General features: G+C 55.3%; 10 protein-coding genes, 1 tRNA gene and 1 pseudogene. 7 read left to right on the top strand and 5 right to left on the bottom strand.

All coding sequences use genetic code 11. From position 1 onward, the window contains the following. Nucleotides 1-135: 135 nt before the first annotated feature. From HNR46_RS15450 to HNR46_RS21540, 3 genes are read right to left on the bottom strand one after another with little or no spacing between them, the layout of a single operon-like run. A complete protein-coding gene (locus tag HNR46_RS15450) occupies nucleotides 136-4,446 on the bottom strand; it encodes an NACHT domain-containing protein (RefSeq protein ID WP_221285205.1) in 4,311 nt (1,436 codons plus the stop codon). Continuing rightward, complete coding sequence (locus tag HNR46_RS15445; protein ID WP_184020393.1) at nucleotides 4,409-4,795, bottom strand: DUF6375 family protein; 387 nt, start codon at nucleotides 4,793-4,795, stop codon at nucleotides 4,409-4,411. Before HNR46_RS15445 ends, HNR46_RS15450 begins: the two co-directional genes overlap by 38 nt. Next, complete coding sequence (locus HNR46_RS21540; RefSeq protein ID WP_184020391.1) at nucleotides 4,792-5,718, bottom strand: radical SAM protein; 927 nt, start codon at nucleotides 5,716-5,718, stop codon at nucleotides 4,792-4,794. The genes HNR46_RS15445 and HNR46_RS21540 overlap by 4 nt, the downstream gene beginning before the upstream one ends. Nucleotides 5,719-6,381: 663 nt before the next feature. On the opposite strand from HNR46_RS21540, the gene HNR46_RS15435 reads away from it, so the two are divergent. From HNR46_RS15435 to HNR46_RS21535, 5 genes and pseudogenes are all read left to right on the top strand, one after another. Further along, nucleotides 6,382-9,867, top strand: a complete 3,486-nt coding sequence (locus tag HNR46_RS15435; RefSeq protein ID WP_221285204.1) for a LamG domain-containing protein — start codon at nucleotides 6,382-6,384, stop codon at nucleotides 9,865-9,867. Then, the gene (locus HNR46_RS15430; RefSeq protein WP_184020387.1) at nucleotides 9,864-10,673 is read left to right on the top strand and encodes a hypothetical protein; all 810 of its coding nucleotides are present in this window, start codon (nucleotides 9,864-9,866) and stop codon (nucleotides 10,671-10,673) included. The genes HNR46_RS15435 and HNR46_RS15430 overlap by 4 nt, the downstream gene beginning before the upstream one ends. Beyond that, the gene (locus HNR46_RS15425; protein ID WP_184020385.1) at nucleotides 10,670-11,161 is read left to right on the top strand and encodes a nuclear transport factor 2 family protein; all 492 of its coding nucleotides are present in this window, start codon (nucleotides 10,670-10,672) and stop codon (nucleotides 11,159-11,161) included. The genes HNR46_RS15430 and HNR46_RS15425 overlap by 4 nt, the downstream gene beginning before the upstream one ends. A gap of 34 nt (nucleotides 11,162-11,195) precedes the next feature. After that, nucleotides 11,196-11,876 carry a hypothetical protein gene (locus tag HNR46_RS15420; RefSeq protein ID WP_184020383.1) on the top strand — a complete coding sequence of 227 codons (681 nt, stop codon included), beginning with the start codon at nucleotides 11,196-11,198 and terminating at the stop codon, nucleotides 11,874-11,876. A 654-nt stretch (nucleotides 11,877-12,530) separates the two neighbouring features. Continuing rightward, nucleotides 12,531-13,604: pseudogene (locus tag HNR46_RS21535) on the top strand (recombinase family protein); the annotation flags it as partial. A 198-nt stretch (nucleotides 13,605-13,802) separates the two neighbouring features. Here HNR46_RS21535 and HNR46_RS15405 read toward each other — a convergent pair. Both HNR46_RS15405 and HNR46_RS15400 read right to left on the bottom strand, forming a co-directional pair. Beyond that, entirely contained in the window at nucleotides 13,803-14,036 is a 234-nt protein-coding gene (locus tag HNR46_RS15405; protein ID WP_184020381.1) for a hypothetical protein, read from the bottom strand. Between the two features lie 200 nt (nucleotides 14,037-14,236). Further along, a tRNA-Pro gene (locus tag HNR46_RS15400) sits at nucleotides 14,237-14,313 on the bottom strand. Between the two features lie 80 nt (nucleotides 14,314-14,393). Here HNR46_RS15400 and argC point away from each other — a divergent pair. Together argC and argJ are read left to right on the top strand one after the other, a co-directional pair. Beyond that, nucleotides 14,394-15,437, top strand: coding sequence for an N-acetyl-gamma-glutamyl-phosphate reductase (gene argC, locus HNR46_RS15395; protein WP_184020399.1), 1,044 nt, complete (start codon nucleotides 14,394-14,396; stop codon nucleotides 15,435-15,437). 29 nt (nucleotides 15,438-15,466) lie between these two features. Continuing rightward, on the top strand, nucleotides 15,467-16,720 hold the full coding sequence (argJ, locus tag HNR46_RS15390) for a bifunctional glutamate N-acetyltransferase/amino-acid acetyltransferase ArgJ (RefSeq protein WP_184020379.1): 1,254 nt from the start codon (nucleotides 15,467-15,469) through the stop codon (nucleotides 16,718-16,720). Nucleotides 16,721-16,762 lie beyond the last annotated feature (42 nt).

The raw sequence follows: 16,762 nt of genomic DNA, 5'->3' as shown, positions 1-16,762 counted from the left end.
CAAATACAAGTCACCAACCCAATACCACCAAGCACAATGCAACACCGCAGCCTGAATAAAAACCAAGGCTGTCCAACTTCCAAGGGAGCACTACACGTCCTTACTGCGGATCGAGTGGTTCATCCACCGGATCCATTATGGTAGTTTGGGATCAAAGATTTCGATCTCTTGGAACACTTTAAACGGCTCCCCGAACGAATTACGGTCCAAGCTCTGATACAGGTGATTAGCAATGCCTCTTTCCCCCCAAGTTATCCAAATCATTGTCTGCCTCGTCTGTCGCAGATATTTCCTGAGCAAGTCTTCTCGGAGAAAGAATGCTGTTTGGCGATCTTCGCGGGTGTTAAAGCCGTATTCCGTGTTGTAAGTGGCTCTTTGGCCAGTGGCATCCGCGAGATCATGTGTTCCTGCTATCCACCTCAGATCAAGTTTCTTTGCAATTCGTTTCGAGAGGAAAACTCCGCTTCCACTCTCATCATCAATCGCAGGTCCTTCCCAGAGAAAATCAACAACTGGAATTGTCGCGTTGTACGAGACGAATTTTTCTCTCACTTCTTGAGTCGATACGTTCCTAGAGACGTGAGCAGCTTCTAAGGATTCCTTCAATTCCTTAGGAAGCGGCTTGTGTGAGCTTAGCAGATCAAATGCTTGATCCAATAGCTCCTTGGGTATTCCATCGAAGTCTGCCTGCTTCCGGGTAACCGTCACAGTCTCGCTTTCGGTTACGAATCTCAATTGCTCCAATCCATATTCGCTAAAGGTAGAACACCAGGGAAATTCTCCAGCGTAAGCATATCGTTCTCCGGGTTTTTCAGGCAGCCAACGGACTTTCATCGATTGCCTTTTAAGAGCTTCAGCAATTGCTAAGTGTTTTTTCTCTGAAACAAGCAGCGACCTAACAAAGAAGAAAATGTCCCTGCCCGTCACCTTGTCTTGTTGAGTGAAATAGCCATCGAGCATGAACCACGACGCTTTCTCGCCATTGATTTCGTTACGCCGGAGGAGGTCCGTGGTGTCAGGCATTGGACCACGGGCTACCCAAGATGCAAGCGTCTTATTATTTCCAGCAAGCCAATTTTTCGACGATAGGCGTTCAGCACACCTTCTTTCAAGAAAGCTAGGATCAATATCTACATAGAAAGAACGATCCGAATCATTCCAATAACCAGACTTTAATAATCCTAAATCTTCCCGCATTCCAGCCAGTTCATAGTAGGCAATCAATGAGTATTTTTTGCCGTAGCGATCCACTTTCCGATGAGAGTTTTCATCCCGACGAGAATAGAAACCAGAGGAGCTGATGTCGTGATCTATCTCTTCGAATAATTCTGATGTCCAGCCGAGATCTTGGACCCGACCAAGCACCTGCGCTACGACTCGTCTATATTCTTCGTTAGTGTAATTGTAGTTTCCACGACCTGGCACCAAGCGACCTAGTGTGTAGTTTTCAAAATCCATCCTAAATGGTGATGGGTGCGACACTTGGTCGAATTCCCTCTTCACCTCTATCTCGGGCATTTCGGCATGAAGATCCGAAGGGTACGGAGGGACTACCCGGATCGCCTCTTCACTTGTGAGCAATGATCTATTGGAAACAGATGCAACTTCGATTATTCTACGTGCATATTCGCGAGTTAGAGCATGCGTGGTCGCGTAGGGAGCATGTGGAGCAAATAAATTTTCATAAAGGGCGCGTGCGAACTCTTTAAGAACTGTGACCTCATACTCCGCATTTCGGTTCGCGCCGTGCAGGTTCATTACAATACCATAACATGCTGCCAACATTCGCTCCGGAACATACGGATCACTAATCGATAGCGATTCTATTGTAAGAGCAAATTGAGGGCTTGGATCATGTCGACCAAACCAATAGAGCGCTCGAGTAACTTTCATGCGCATCTCGTGCGAAGTAGTGGTTAAGAGCCACATCCTCCAACGTGCAAGTAGAATGTCACTTTCAGATCTCGGAGACCGATCGAGCTCCCATTCCTCTCCAATTCTCGCTAAGCCTCTATATTGCTGTTCGTAGTCTCTTCTTACTATCTCCGTCCAACTCAGATCCCGCTCTGAATTTGTCATCAGACGAAACTGAGCGTCAATAAACGTTGCATTGAACGGGTGCTTAGGTATGGCACGCGAGCGCAAAAGAAGTCCGAAAATCTTTTTCGATTCTTTCGATTGGTGGATAAGCTGAGAAACTTCAGCAATAGTGGCTTGATCAATCAGATCCCCTTCTAGTTCGATAGCTTCTAAAAGTGCGGATAGCTTTAACTTCTCAGGAATCAATCCCCACAGCTGTTCTTGCTGAAAGCGACGGGGAGTAAGGGCTACAAGCGCTCTGAAAATATCCCCGGCCATAGGATGCAATTCCGTCCAAGTTTCACTTGCGAATCGTAGAATAGTTCTCTCGTTCTGAATCCAAGCAATGAAGTCTGTATATCCGCGCTCAGCTACTATCGCGTTTGCAATGAGATATCCGCCGATTGCGTCGTAAACTGGAATTACACCATATTTACCATCTGTAGATCTAGCTACGCGCAGAATCAGCCCCTCTTGTTCCATCAACTTTACCAAGCTATGACTCCAAAGTCTCCCAGAATCGTTGATCAAAGTTCGATACTCATCCTGATCGACCTCTCGGCTGTTTTTGTTCCAGAGTAAAAGAGCGAGTTGATTTAATGCTCGACGCACGTCTTGGCCGCTAAACGGCATTGCCTTGGGAGAAAGCTCACCGATCCGCTCGACTGATCGAGCTACGTAGCGTTCAAACAATTGAATAAGAGAGCGAGGCAACGCCTCAGGACCAACATCACCCTTTTGTGGTGACGGATTCGTAACCTCACAAAAAATGCGAAGAGTCAGCGGATGATTTAGCAAGTCGATCGGAAGTTCCGCCAATCTTGCCTTGATTCTAAAATATTTGAGGTAGCGCTCTATTGCTTCTCTAGTATTTTCGTCGAAACCGTTCATTTCTATAAGGGGCGTCCCTTCAGGCAACGCGATCCGCGCAAATATCGTGCGTACATCATTTTCGTCGATAGGAACACCGTGAAGTCCTCTCCCTTCATCCGAGGGCCGCCACGAACCCGTACGCAATGTAACAACCAATAATACAGCAGGATATTTTCTGAGCGTGATGTCTGCTTCACTCAGAGCTTTTTTCCAGTCGCGTGGATCTTCGGCTTCATTGAGTCCATCTATAACCAGAGGCAACCGACATCTAGCACGGTTTGCCGCCGCATCAAGAGCAGCGATTAAAGCCTCGAAGCTCGGCATCGGCTTCCCGTCCAAAATAAACGAGTGAGCGAGATCATTGAGATCCTCCCCCGACTTGAGATCACGCCCATGCAAAAGGATACCCGCGGGCTTCTTCCCTCTTGGAGCGGTAATTTCAGCTGCTAGCTGCGTTTTTCCCCCACCGGCGTCTGCCATCACCGCCTGAATTCTGGTGCCAAGACATGCTTGCATTTCATCAAGCAATCGATTGGCCCAATCATAATTTACTAGTCCATTAGCAGCATGAAAATTTATCGGCAAACGCAGTGATCTGAGATGTCGCGGCAAGGCTCTTAGCTGCGGGCTAACCTTTCCTTGACGTTGCTCTAGAATCTGTTGTAGCAAGTCAAAATCTCCGTCTGCCAAGGTCTTTGGGCAGCTTCGAAGATCCTCTACTAACTTTTGTAATAGATCGATGAAGTTTTGTATTTCCGTCTTAAATTTTGACGGGAGGTGAGAATCGCTTCGGATAGCATTTACTGAGACGGCCAATTCGTCGGCCACTTCCAGAAGCTTTTTCCAAGAATCTGCTTCTCCGAGAATACGAAGTAATCTGCGTTCAGCTTCTACCTCTTGGTGGGTCTCATGGAGCCATCTGGAATGAATACTTGAGACAGACCGCTTGTGGCCTTCAACAAGAGAATCGGGTCGAAGGACCCATTCACCAAAGTATGTCGAACGCAGAATTAAGGCGTCTCCGCTCAATAGATCCTCAGCGTACGATGTGTCTCTGGAGTGGAGGCGGAATTTTGTTTGAATTTTATGGAACCACTTGTCGTCGCCAGCTGTAAGAGGATGGCGTGTCCATAGCACCCAGTCAGTCAACTGCGGGAAATATTTTTCTGAAGTACGAATTGCTTCGACAATCTTATTCCGTCGAGCCTTTCCCAAGGCGACACCTCTTCCTGTGCCATACCATCGACATTGCCACCCATACCAGTCGCCAGCCTTTCCGATAGTGCAATCAGAAAGCAGCTTTAGGTGGAACTCAATGCCCGGCATTTGAGCGGTCGCCCGGAATATCCCAAACCGCCCTCCATGTAAACGGATCAGCGCCCTGCAAAGCGCCTCGAAATTACTCGTCGTCGCTCCAGGTAGATCTTCAAATCTGTCCCAATCGACTTTTGCCACATTATTCATTCCCACTATCGACCTCCTCTGGGTAATCATGCTTTGAATAGATTTGGACTTTGGCACCTCTATCGATAAGGAGTTTGCAGATGGCAGAGACGTCAGCTTCGTCAGTTTTGATGAGCACATTTTGCCCATCGGTATTTACGCTGAAATCGTATCGAAACTGCTCAAGTTCAGTTGCCGCAACTGTAGAAACCTTGCACCTACTAAGAAGGTCCATTACCTCTCGCGTGTATATTTCACCATCTGGATCATGTTCGCTGAAATAGGCTTGAAGTTCTTCAATAGCATCTTTGGCTGCTTCAGCGGCTCCGGCATCCTTGAAGCACCCGATCATAACAAGATTCATTGAGTGTTCAGAGCCATAGGCATTCCATATTTTCATATTGTGTTACATGGTTGGGATTCTTGAAGCGTTCGGAGTGCCACCATCACACCGCTTTCTAGGATCTGGACTCCAGATTTTTCGAAGGAACTTCGTTGGAGTTGACCGACGGCGTTAATATGAGCGTATGCTCGGAGTTCTGAATCTGCATTGCAGGGGTCGCAGGTGACAAAGCGATCCGCATCCCTTGCGCTCACCGCTAACGGCATTTTCCCTCTGTAGTTCCTTACCCAATTCTGTAGGAGCTGGAGTTCTTCTGCGGCGATGCCTGAGCGTCGGTCTGTGCGCTGCTCTGTAAGTAAAAGGAACTCTCGGACACCTTCTGCCTGCGCGAAGTCAATGGCGGAATCCAGATCTTCTAGGGTATCCGCGTTAACAACAAAGTTCAGTCCGATTGGCGCAACGGAAGAAGCTTCTCGAACTTTTGTGGTGAAATCTCTGAAGCTTCTTCCCCGCAATCTTTCATAAGTCGATCCTATACCATCCATACTAAGCCTGATAAAATTTACCCTGCCTTCGATTCGCGATAGTAGTTTAGGACTCAGATGATGACCATGAGTAGTGAAAGTCACGGCAAGCGTCGTCCGCTGTGCAGCGAATTCGCAAAGTTCAGCAAAGCGAGGGTGGAGAGTGGGTTCTCCTCCTCCAAAACCAATGCCTAGCGCCCCATGTTCGTCAAACTCCGAGAGCCATGCGCACACCCTGCGAGAATCGAGGATCGCGTGGTTTTTCGGCGCGTAGCAATAAGAGCATCGTAGGTCGCAAGCATTAGTTAGAGCTATCGAGATTTGGCGAGGAGCGGCATGCCACGAAATCTTTGGAAAATCTACTTCATCAAAGAGAACATTAAGGCCGGAGCTGCGATTGAAGTAGTGTAGACCGGCTGGTCCGATGCGGATTTTGGCTGATGGCGCGGGAGACATCGTGTAAATGCGTGATCAATACCAGTAACAGGTCAGTTGCCCGCCGTCCAGAGGGAGGTGTGTTCGAGGCGATGAAGCCCATTCCCGGTCGCCGCGGATGCTGAATTTCATGTAGCGTGTGGGCAACGTTGCGCACCGGAAAACTCACCGGTGTGCCTGCATCGCATGGATCACTTGGCCCATTCCGACTGAATATGCGGCGAAAGATTCTTCCGATTTCTGTCAGAAATTGGCCCCACTTGGGGGCGTAAGTAAAAGATTCGTCGCTGTATTTTAGGCTTCTTTGCACCCGGAAGAGAACAAGCCCGCGTTGAAGTCATGGGAGGCTGGGGGTATGCCACCACTGGCGGATTACGAAACGATCACCTCGGAAGAACGGCTCCGGAGGATCGGCCGTTTGTTGTGCAAGGCTGCTGTTCTGGCGCTTGCGCGCAGGGAAGCCGGCGAAGTTTCCAAGGAGGATGATCTCTCGACCCCTCGCCCTTGGTAAGCGCCACGATGGCCGATCCGGACGGCTCCAATCCGCCTTCGGGCAGTACCACGAATCTTCGAGGCTTCTGGGATTTTGAGTCCACGATCGGCAACCCTTATCCCGCAGTCTTTCCCGATCGTTCCGGAGCGAACCGGCATGCCACCGGGGTTGTGGGCCCCCAGCCAATGGGCATGCCCTCACAGGCCGGCCAGATGGGACCATTAACCATTACCGTTCCGTCCTCGGCCGTTCAAGGGGTAGCCACCTATACCGTCACCGGCTGGTTCAAGCTCGGCAAGGATTCGATCAAGAGTGCGCCCAACAACATCTACCGGGCGGTCTACATGATCTACGACAAACAGGGAACCGGGCCCTCTCCCAACAATGCGCCACTGGCCCAAGGCACCGGCCTTCTGGTCAGGAAGAACCCGGTGGGCGGGGGTGAGCAGTGGTTTGTCGGCGGATACAAGCAGACGTATTACTGGAACGAGTATCCCTACAGCAACGGCAATCCGAAGGCCGTCATGAACGGTCACAGCTTCAACCTGCCCGCTGGGACCAACGACGACGGGAAATGGCATCATTTCGCCGTCACCCGTTCGACAGCGGCGAATGGGCAAAAGGTGTATCTCGACGGCAACTTGGTCGTCCAAGGCGCCCTCCTCGAATACACGGTGGCCCACGATTCCGACACTACCTTCACCTTCGGAGCCTTGTATCCAGGGCACGGACCGACTTCCTGGACAGAAGCGTATATCGACCGGGTGCGGATTCAGTCGCGTCTCCTGACGGCGAACGAAATCCTCGGCTACTATCGCCAGGACATCGACCAGGACGGACTTTGGGACGTTACCGAAGCGAGCACCGCCCTGTGGCGGGACGCCAACAGCGACGGCGTGGCGTCCCTCAATGAATACTCCTACATTTCGTCGCCATTCCAATGGCAGCCCGCGGACACCGACACGGACGGCGACGGGGCCACGGACCTGGCGGAACAGGCAGCCGGAACCGACATCGGCCTCGCCGATACGGACGGCGACCTGATCCCCGACGGATACGAGCTGGAGCACGGCCTGAATCCCCTGGACCCTAGCGATGGCAACCTTGATCCGGATCTCGACGGCCTGACCAATCTCGAAGAATGGATCTATAATACCGATCCGAACAATCCCAATACGGACGGCGGCACCGGAGACAACACGAACGACGGCGACGAGGTGGGGCAGGGCTCGGACCCGAACGATCCTTCCGATGGAGGCCAGGCTCCGGAACCGGGAGAACAGTTCACAATCAGACTTGGCGTTGGGGACGAGAGCGGAAGCGAAAGCGAAGACTACGTTCTGAACTGCTTCAAGCTGGATCCGGCGACCGGCGAGGAAAAGCGGATCTATACGCTTCGCTCGGGTGGGTTCGGTGAATACTCGGAGAAGGACGTGGATATTTTCCGGAAAGGAGAAACCTACAGCTTCCAGATCAAATGGCAGGGGACGAACAATGACACCCGTTCCGCCAGCCCGGGCGTCTCGGCGGAAGGTCCCGATTTCGACTACACCTTGAAAATCGAGCCCGCGAACGACAGTCTCGGAACGCTCATTGATTCATGGAACCCCGAGACGGGAGAGACCGACACCGGCGATCCGATCATTGCGGACGACGCGAGCAACGTCGCGGCTGACGTGCCGGAATGGAGAACGAAGTTCGAGAGCAAGCGCGTGATCTTCGCTTCGGGCGACATCGACATTGATAGCGACAATAACGACGGCCTGGCGCTCCCGCGAAGGGATACGGCGGAGGAAGACAAGGAGGATTACGTGGCCGCAGAGGCCTCGGCCGCCGAAAATCCAGGGAAGTTCGTCAAGATCAGCACCGGCGACGCCGACAACGACGGAATCCCCGATTTCGCGGACGGAATGGACGTGCACGGTGGTTTGGCCAACAGCGCCTGCTATCCGTTCGTTCCAGTTGTCGTCGACCTCCCGGCGCTCAAGCGGATCAAGAATGCGAAGGTGAAGTTCGAGTACGACGAAGCCGATCCCGCGGGGATCGTCAGAACGGTCGTCGCCAATCAGATCCCGAAATGGAGCCCAGGTAACGGATCGCTTCGCCTTTGGACGAAAAACGGCAATAAGGCCCGCCGTTCAAGCGATGTCGCGGGCCACGGGGATCTGGTCAAATCGAATGTCGAGTACGCTTACGACGATCTGAAAGGCGCGGGAACCAATGGTTCCTTCATCTTCTATGTCGAGGCGGTCAAGAAGAGCGCTGCGGCCGCTGACAAATCCATCACGCTGCATTTCAGCGCTGATGGAACAAGCTGGGAGAAGCTCGGAGTCGTCCGCCTCACGGCGATTCCGAGGGTCATTCTTGCCGACGTCGGTCAATCGCTGACGCCGCTGGCTGGAAGCCAGATTAAACCCGCTTTCGAGGACGGAACGAACGCTACCGGCGCATCTCTAGGCGGCACGGTGTCCGGATCTACACTCGTCGTGGGCGAGTACGGCCCGCATCCCTATGCAGGTAGCGACGATACCAAGGACCGCGAGCGCCTGACGATCACCTACCAGACCGGGGTCGGCAGCTTCACCGATCCCGAAGACAGCACGGTCCTCCTCGTCGCCCGCCCAGATCTTGGCAGCAGTGGCCCTGTTTTTCCCCTGATGAGCCAGGAAGGAGAAGGACTCGGAGGCGGCGGCTACACGACCCTCTCCGAAGGTGGTTATCCCCCCGAAGCCAACGGCAGCGAGGAGTGGGAGGATACCTTCGAGCGGATTCTTTTCGAGAAATACGAAGAGGCTGAACCCCGAATCGAGGATCTGGAACGCGACGCCTTCGAGCTATGGGGATGGACCTATGGCGGCAGGAGTTGGGAATGGTTCAGTTCCCGAAACGTCTGGCGGGACGGAACCCACATCTACGTCGAGGACAGTCTCACCCCGGAGCAGGCGGCTGACGCCTACTATGCCTTCCTCAAGAAAAACCTTCCGACTGAAGCGCAAGGAGCAAACATCACCCCGATCCTTCGCTATTGGGGCGAAGTTTACACCGAGCTCGGAGAAGACCGTGCCAAGATCGGCCAGCACATGGCGAAGCATTGGGATTTGGTTGAAACCACCGCCGGTATGCTTGAGAGCGAGTACATGTTCGTGGGCGCGGACTTCGCAATCAGCGGGGTTTTGCAGATTCGGAGAGTCCGGAATCTGACCTTCTTCACCGAAGGGAAGACCTTCGCCGTTCCGCTGGTGCGACGAAACTGGGCTCGCGGCAACATCACCGAGCACGATACGCTGGTGAACTCCCTGGGCTACTCGCGCAATGCCGGTCCCGGAGCCGTGAAATACATCGAGACGATCGACGGTCAGGCGATTGGCTGCATTCCCGACGCGATCCGCCCTCGGTGGTTCCTTGAGGTCAAGGACGTGAAATCGCTCTCGTTCACCCGCCAGATCCGAGCGGAATTCGCCGCTTCGGTCAATCAGAGCAAGCGGGTGTGCATCATCATCACTGGCCGAACCAAGAAGCTCTCAACACCTCTCCTGGACCACATCAAGTCCGCCAATGGGATGCTGGTCCGGCGGAACGTGAACACAGATGCCTACGAATTCTGGGACCATTGGGATACCGGAACCTGGCAAGCCATTGATAAATCGGATCTTTTGCAGTATCTAGCGAACCCATGAAGAACCTCGTCCTGACTTTGGTCGCCCAATCATCGCGCCCTCTTGGATCGAGGGCTGCGATTGAGGCGGTCGTTTCTAGAATTGCAGCGGTACAAGGGCTTACCCCGAAGAAGTTCGGATTCTCGGAACCCCTGAAGCTCGTTTGGAACTCGGAATGGCTGGACAAATTGGCTCCTCTCTACCGTCAGGGTGGAGACATTGCCTTCTTCCGGTTCAGTGGCGCGGTTTCCGGGTCGATGACGATCAACACAAAAAGTGGAAGCACGGCTCAGTTGAACGAAATCAAGTGCTCATTCGAGTATTCAAGCGTCCACGATCGTCTTGCCGAAATGGAAGACCTTCTCCGGGATCTGGTCGTGCTCACGAAGGCGGACTTCGCCGCCATTACACTCGGCGGCGGAAATCCCTTCTCCGTGGACGTGGCCAATCCGGAAAACAATGTGGGCGAAATCGGCGGCCACAAGGTTCCCCAGGCGAATCCGACGGGCATTCGATTCCTCAACAGCGTCTGGTGGATCAATGTCTTCGGCCCTTCTTACGTCGATTTCTTCGGGCGAACCGCTCTGGAAGGGCTTTCCGGCTATCGAAGCGAGTTCATCGCACCGGGGTATTTCTGGCTTCAGCCCACCGCCGGACCCGAGGAAATGTGGGCTTTCTCCGGGCGCGAAGCGGTCGAGCGCATCAAATCCGAACTTGGGCGCCCGAAAGCATTTTACGGTTATGAAAAGGGCAAGCCCGCATTCATGCTTGCCTATGAAACACCGTCTTTCGATCTCACTGAACTTCAAACCATCCCCACTGCATGATCACGAATTTTCGACACATCGTCCTGATCCTTCTTACCTGCCTTCCCAGCTTCGCTTCAGCGGAGAACCTTCAGAGCAAAGAGGCGCTTTCTTCATTCCTCGCCTTCGTGAAGGGAGGCAAACATCAGGAAGCCGCGAACCTGATATTTACGGCCCCCGGAAAAGAGGCCGCGACTTTGGAGCGGGTAAAAATGCTCTCTAATAAGGCGGCAGAAGCCGGAGAGTCGGCAATTGAGATCGTTACCGGCAAGGAACTGGGTACGGTAGCCAGACTTATCGTCAAGGATACAGCGAAGGACAAGACGGGGAAACCTGACCATGACGGCATTCTGATGATCAAGCGGGATGACGCGTGGAAGGTGGTACTCAATGCTAGAGAGATCGAAGAAACTTCGGGTATTGCGACCCCCGAGGAACACAAAGCCCTCCAAGAGCTGAGGAAATGGCAGGATACGACGATGGAATCTCTTTCCAACCTCCAGAACTGACTCTGGACCGACGAGCGACAACACTAGAGAATTTATGGATAATCTTTCCCAACGAGCCACATACAAAATTCTTTCCGTTTTAGGGTCTGCGGCATTTTCAACGATGGCGGCGAATGGTGCTCTTATGGTCGTCGCGCAGAATCTTCCCCTGAACACTCCTTATCCTCGTTTCGGAGGGACCGTAGGTGCTGATCAAGATCCCGGCGGAGAATTGACGCCGATCATTCTTGGCCAAACTTTCTTGGCTCAAGAAAGTGGGCAGCTCTACACCATCGAGGCGGCGGCCGATATGGGAGCCGGTTACATCCCGGTGAATCCGCTCATGGTATCGGTGGTAAGCATTGTCGATGGACAATCTGGTTCGATCCTGGCCTCGGCCCTAGTATCGCCATCGGAAATACCCCTTGAATATTCCGGAAGCGGATTTTCGATTATAGCGCAGTTTGCCGATGGCCTTTTTCTCGAAGCCGGCACCCAATACGGAATCGAATTCAGCAGTCCCACAGGGCCTGCGCATTACATGTTGTATGGGGCCTCAACCGTGACGGACTACTATCCCGACGGTGTGGCGTATCTGCGGCAGACCTCCGACGATTCCATTGATCGTGACCATCAAGGCGATTTTTATTTTCGCGTGACGGCTCACGCCCCCGAGCCCTCGGTTATGCTCTTGAATGCATTCGCCGCCCTTATCCTGCTTCGCCGCCGTCGCTAAAGCGCTTATACAATTCAGAGCATTCGAGCCAGCCGAGTCTCGTTTGGAGGTAGCGGAAACTACCTTTTGCCGAGGTGAATGCATTAGCTTCCGCAATCATGATTAAACCGTTCTGGCTACAGTTGCCCTGATCTCCTCATCCTCCGGTTCCGGTGCTCGCTCCCGTCAAGAGGGAATCCGGCATAACTCGCGGCGCTATGCGCCGCCGCTCGGCCTTCGGCATTTATTCCGTTTCCCTCTTGCCGTCCGCTGTGCTCCGTAAATGCCGCTGGTTATCGGTTCTTTCCTTCGGAAAGAAACCGTTTGGTTTCTCTCTTGTTTCGATGCCCTGCTGAGGGCTGGCACCTTCGCCGGGTCGCCGGGTCGCCGGGTCGGGTATTCAATCTGTTAGATTGCGAGCGAGCTGGGAAAATAGCGGTATATATGTTATTAGTGATTGATTACAAGTAAAGTATGAACTATGGTTTCTCCGGTGCCTGACAAGAAATCAGGTTTACCCTCCCCGGGACGAATGGATTCCCCACCGCTGACCCTGATTCGGGTCCACCGGCTCCAAATGGAGCCATGTCCATGACGGCTTCCCCATGGACGGCCACCGCAGGGCATGACGCTTTGCCGGGGACTTCAACCTGAAGCGCTTCCTTTGATCATCCCATGAAACCGTTCCATTCCGTCACCACCGCCACCCATGGCAGCCGTTCCGCACCGCTCGTCCGCTGCGCCATCTACACCCGCGTTTCCACCGATGACCAGGCACGGGGCGATTACAGTTCGCTGGACACCCAGCGCGACATCTGCCAGCACGCCATCGCCCTTCACCAGCATGAAGGATGGTCCGCCACCCACTTCTTCGATGACGCCGGATTCTCCGGCAAGAACCTGGAACGGCCCGGCATCCAAGCCCTTCTACACGCCGTCCGATTCGGCGAAATCAAGGTGGTGGTCGCCTACAAGCTCGACCGCATCACCCGCTCGCTGCCGGACTTCTACGACCTGTGGAAGGTGCTGGAGCAATACGGGGTGCATTTCGTGTCCGCCACCCAATCCTTCGACACCAGCACGCCGATGGGCATGCTGATGGTGAACATGCTGCTTTCCTTCGCGCAGTTCGAGCGAGAAACCACCGTGGAGCGCGTGCGTCACAAGCTGGGCGAACGCGCCAAGCGCGGCATGTGGAACGGCGGCTGGGCACCGCTCGGCTACGCCTACGACCCCGCCACCAAAAAGGTCGGGATTCATGAGGGGGACGCGAAGGTGGCGAAGCGCATCTTTGAATTGAGCCGTGACCTGGGTAGCCCGGCGAAGGTGGCGGCGATCCTCAACGCGGAGGGACTTCGCACCCCGACCCGTCAGGTCCAGAGCCGCCGGGGGCGCCAGACCACCGTAGGAGGCAAGCGTTACATCTGCCACAAGGTCACCTCCATCGTCACCAACCCCTTTTACAAGGGAATCATCCGGCACGGGGGCGAGGACTTCCCCGGCGAACATCCCGCGCTTGTCAGCGCCAAGCTGTGGCAGCAGGCCAATGACGCCATCAGCGGCAAGACAAGGCCGGGAGGCAACCCCAAGGACCGGTTGGAGCGCAACGTCCATCAATCGCTCCTCAAGGGCATGATCCATTGCGGTATCTGCGGCCACCGCCTCACACCCAAAGCCGCCGGAAAGAAGGACAAGGACGGGAACCCTTACCTTTACTACACCTGCAACGAGGTCAGCAAAGACGGTAAGGCGGCGGCCTGCACCGTCCGCAACCTGCCGGGCCGGACGCTGGATGAATTCGTGCTGCGGATCATCGGTGAGCTTGGACGCCATCCGGCGCTCATCAAGTCGGCCATTGCCGCCTCCAACGAGGAAAAGTCCCGCTCGCTGCGTCCGCTCAAAAAGCGCCGGGCGGACCTCCAGCAACGCCGGAAGGAAATGGCCGATTCACTGGCGCGGTATCTCATGCTGGCCCGTCAGCCGGACGCCGGACACTTCGGGGAGGAAACCCTTGCCGCCGCCGAGGATTTGTCGAAGCAGAAGCACGAGCTTGAGAGGGAGCTTGAGAAGGTGGAAATCGAAATCGCCTTCCGCGAGCGGGTGGTGGCCGATGAAACCCGGATCGCCGGGGCGCTGCGGCAGTTCGATGACGCGGTGAAGGAACTTTCTTTCGAGGAACAATGCGAGCTGGTGCGGCTGATCGTGCGGGGAATCAGGGTTAACCGCCTCGACCCTGAAAAAGAGCCGATTCCGGGGGGATTGAGCCCGGAGGAGAGGAAAATACGAACTCACTGGTATTCGGTTAACCTTGATCTGTTCGCAAGCAACTCGTTACCAGCGATTTGCGAACCCATTGGTTTGGGTTCGCATCTCGATCAAAATGGTCGGGCTGGCGGGATTCGAACCCACGACCCCCTGCACCCCATGCAGGTGCGCTACCAGACTGCGCTACAGCCCGTCACTTCCGCGAACGGGCGGGCAATCAATCAGGGTGCTTCCCCCTTGGCAAGCCCGGAAATTCCTGCGATGCCGAAAGCCATGGAACGCGTGAAAGCAGCGATCGTCGGAGCCAGCGGATACACCGGACAGGAACTCGTCCGCCGATTGCTCCTGCACCCCCAAGTCGAACTCACCGCCGCCACCTCCCGGCAGGAGGAAGGCCGCTCGCTGGCCGATGTCTTCCCGCGCTTCCGCGCCGTGCCCGGTGCCGAACTGAAGTTCATCCTCCCCGACCCCGATGCCATCGCTGCTACCGGGGCCCGTTTCGCGTTCCTGGCGCTGCCCCATGGCGTCGCCGCAGAGATCGGCCGTGCCCTTCTCGAACGCGGCCTGCGGGTCATCGATCTGAGCGCCGATTTCCGCATTCATGACTCCGCGGTCTACGAAGAGTTCTATGATCACGCCCACCCGGCACCCGACCTGCTGGCGGAGGCGATCTATGGCTTGCCCGAAGTCCGCCCCGAGGAAATCAAGGCCGCCCGGCTCATCGCATCGCCCGGTTGCTACCCGACCAGCATTCTCCTGCCGCTGCTGCCCCTGCTGCGGGAAAATCTCATCGATCCTGCCACCGTGGTCGCAAACTCGATGAGCGGCGTCAGTGGTGCCGGCCGCAAGGCCGATCTGTCGCTGCTGTTCTGCGAATGCAATGAAAGCGCCCGTGCCTATGGCGTGCCCAAGCACCGGCACCTCTCGGAAATCGAGCAGGAGCTGTCGCTCGCCGCAGGGCAACCGGTGGTCATTTCGTTCATTCCCCACCTGATTCCGGTGAATGCCGGCATCGCCACCACCACGACGGCCAAGCTGGGCGCTGGGGTCGACCGGGCGCAGATTGGAGAGGCGCTTGAAAAGGCCTACGCGGGAATGCCTTTCGTGCGCCTGCTCGGCGAGGGCCAGCCCGCCGATACGAAACGGGTGACCGGAACCAACTTCATTGACATCGGCTGGGTGCATGACCCGCGCACGGATCGCGTCATCCTGATGAGCGCCGAGGACAACCTCGGTAAGGGTGCCGGCGGCCAAGCGATTCAATCGTTCAACCTGATGGCCGGGTTGTGTCAGACCGCCGGGTTGCAATCGGTCTGACTTTCTGCCCAATTTTGAATCCTTCACCCATGGACTTCCCCATCAACCGGATCAAAGGCGGCGTCGGTGCCGCCAAAGGTTTCCTCACTTCCGCCATTGCCTGTGGCATCAAGAACCCCGCCGTCGAACGTCTCGACCTCGCCTTGATCCATTCGGAAACCCCCTGCGTCTCCGCTGGGACTTTCACCACGAACCGGGTCAAAGCCGCTCCGGTGAAGATGACCCAGACGCACGTTCGAAAGGGCAACCTGCGAGCGATTGTCGCGAATTCCGGGAATGCCAATGCGTGCACGGGAATGCAAGGAATCCATGATGCGCGTGCGATGGCCGATGGTGTGGCGAAGCCGTTGGGTCTCAAGCGAGGCGAGGTGGGTGTCTGCTCGACGGGAGTGATCGGTTTGCCGATGCCGATGATGCGGATCGAGCCTCATTTCGAAAAGCTCATCGACGGTCTGGCCCGCAGCAAGGGCGATGAGGTCGCGCGTGCGATCATGACCAGCGACACCCGCCCGAAGGAGCTCGCGATTTCCTTCGATCTGGGCGGCACCCGGGTGCGCCTGGGAGGCTGTGTGAAGGGCGCTGGGATGATCTGTCCGAGCATGGCCACCATGTTGTGCTTCATCACCACCGACGTGGTGATATCCAAGGAAGATCTGCAGCGCGCGGTGCTGGAAGCGGTGGAGGAGAGCTTCAACCGCATCACCATCGATGGCGATACCAGCACGAACGACACGGTGCTGGTGCTGGCGAATGGGGCATCGGGTGGCCGACGGTTGCGGCGCAATGGTCCACGTTGCCGCCAGTTCCGTGAGGCGCTGAAGTGGCTGATGTTGGAGCTCGCCAAGGCCATCGTGCGCGATGGCGAACGGGTGACCAAGTTCGTGCACGTCAAGGTGCGCGGTGCCCGGACGTATCTGGACGCCAAGAAAGTCGCCGAAGCGGTTTGCAAATCGGCCTTGGTGAAGTCTTCCTGGAATGGTGGCGATCCAAACTGGGGACGGGTCTTGCATGCCGTGGGTTACTCCCGGGCTTCAATCCGTGAGGAGCTGATCGATATCCTCTACGACGGCACACCGGCCTGCACGGGGGGCCTGCAAGCCACCACGGCGATGGAGAAGCTGCGTGACATTGCCGCCAAGCCGGAGTTCGAAATCGAGATCCGCCTGAACCAGGGATCGGCGGAATACGACATGTATAGTAGTGACTTCTCACCCGAATACATCGACTTCAATCGCTCCGAATACGCCTACTGGAAGCAAGCCCGCAAGGACGGGCTCGTGTGAGAATGGGATAAGGAATCCCGCAGACCTACTTGTCGCTTGCCA

It is taken from the genome of Haloferula luteola, assembly GCF_014201715.1.
Classification (GTDB): Bacteria; Verrucomicrobiota; Verrucomicrobiia; order Verrucomicrobiales; family Akkermansiaceae; genus Haloferula; species Haloferula luteola.
This window is presented reverse-complemented; position numbering and strand designations above follow the sequence as displayed.

What these genes read in the sequence shown, in the direction of transcription:
- HNR46_RS15450 (WP_221285205.1), bottom strand. Translation starts at nt 4,446, where the DNA reads ATGATTACCCAGAGGAGGTCGATAGTGGGAATGAATAATGTGGCAAAA.
- HNR46_RS15445 (WP_184020393.1), bottom strand. Translation starts at nt 4,795, where the DNA reads ATGAAAATATGGAATGCCTATGGCTCTGAACACTCAATGAATCTTGTT.
- HNR46_RS21540 (WP_184020391.1), bottom strand. Translation starts at nt 5,718, where the DNA reads ATGTCTCCCGCGCCATCAGCCAAAATCCGCATCGGACCAGCCGGTCTA.
- HNR46_RS15435 (WP_221285204.1), top strand. Translation starts at nt 6,382, where the DNA reads ATGCCCTCACAGGCCGGCCAGATGGGACCATTAACCATTACCGTTCCG.
- HNR46_RS15430 (WP_184020387.1), top strand. Translation starts at nt 9,864, where the DNA reads ATGAAGAACCTCGTCCTGACTTTGGTCGCCCAATCATCGCGCCCTCTT.
- HNR46_RS15425 (WP_184020385.1), top strand. Translation starts at nt 10,670, where the DNA reads ATGATCACGAATTTTCGACACATCGTCCTGATCCTTCTTACCTGCCTT.
- HNR46_RS15420 (WP_184020383.1), top strand. Translation starts at nt 11,196, where the DNA reads ATGGATAATCTTTCCCAACGAGCCACATACAAAATTCTTTCCGTTTTA.
- argC (WP_184020399.1), top strand. Translation starts at nt 14,394, where the DNA reads ATGGAACGCGTGAAAGCAGCGATCGTCGGAGCCAGCGGATACACCGGA.
- argJ (WP_184020379.1), top strand. Translation starts at nt 15,467, where the DNA reads ATGGACTTCCCCATCAACCGGATCAAAGGCGGCGTCGGTGCCGCCAAA.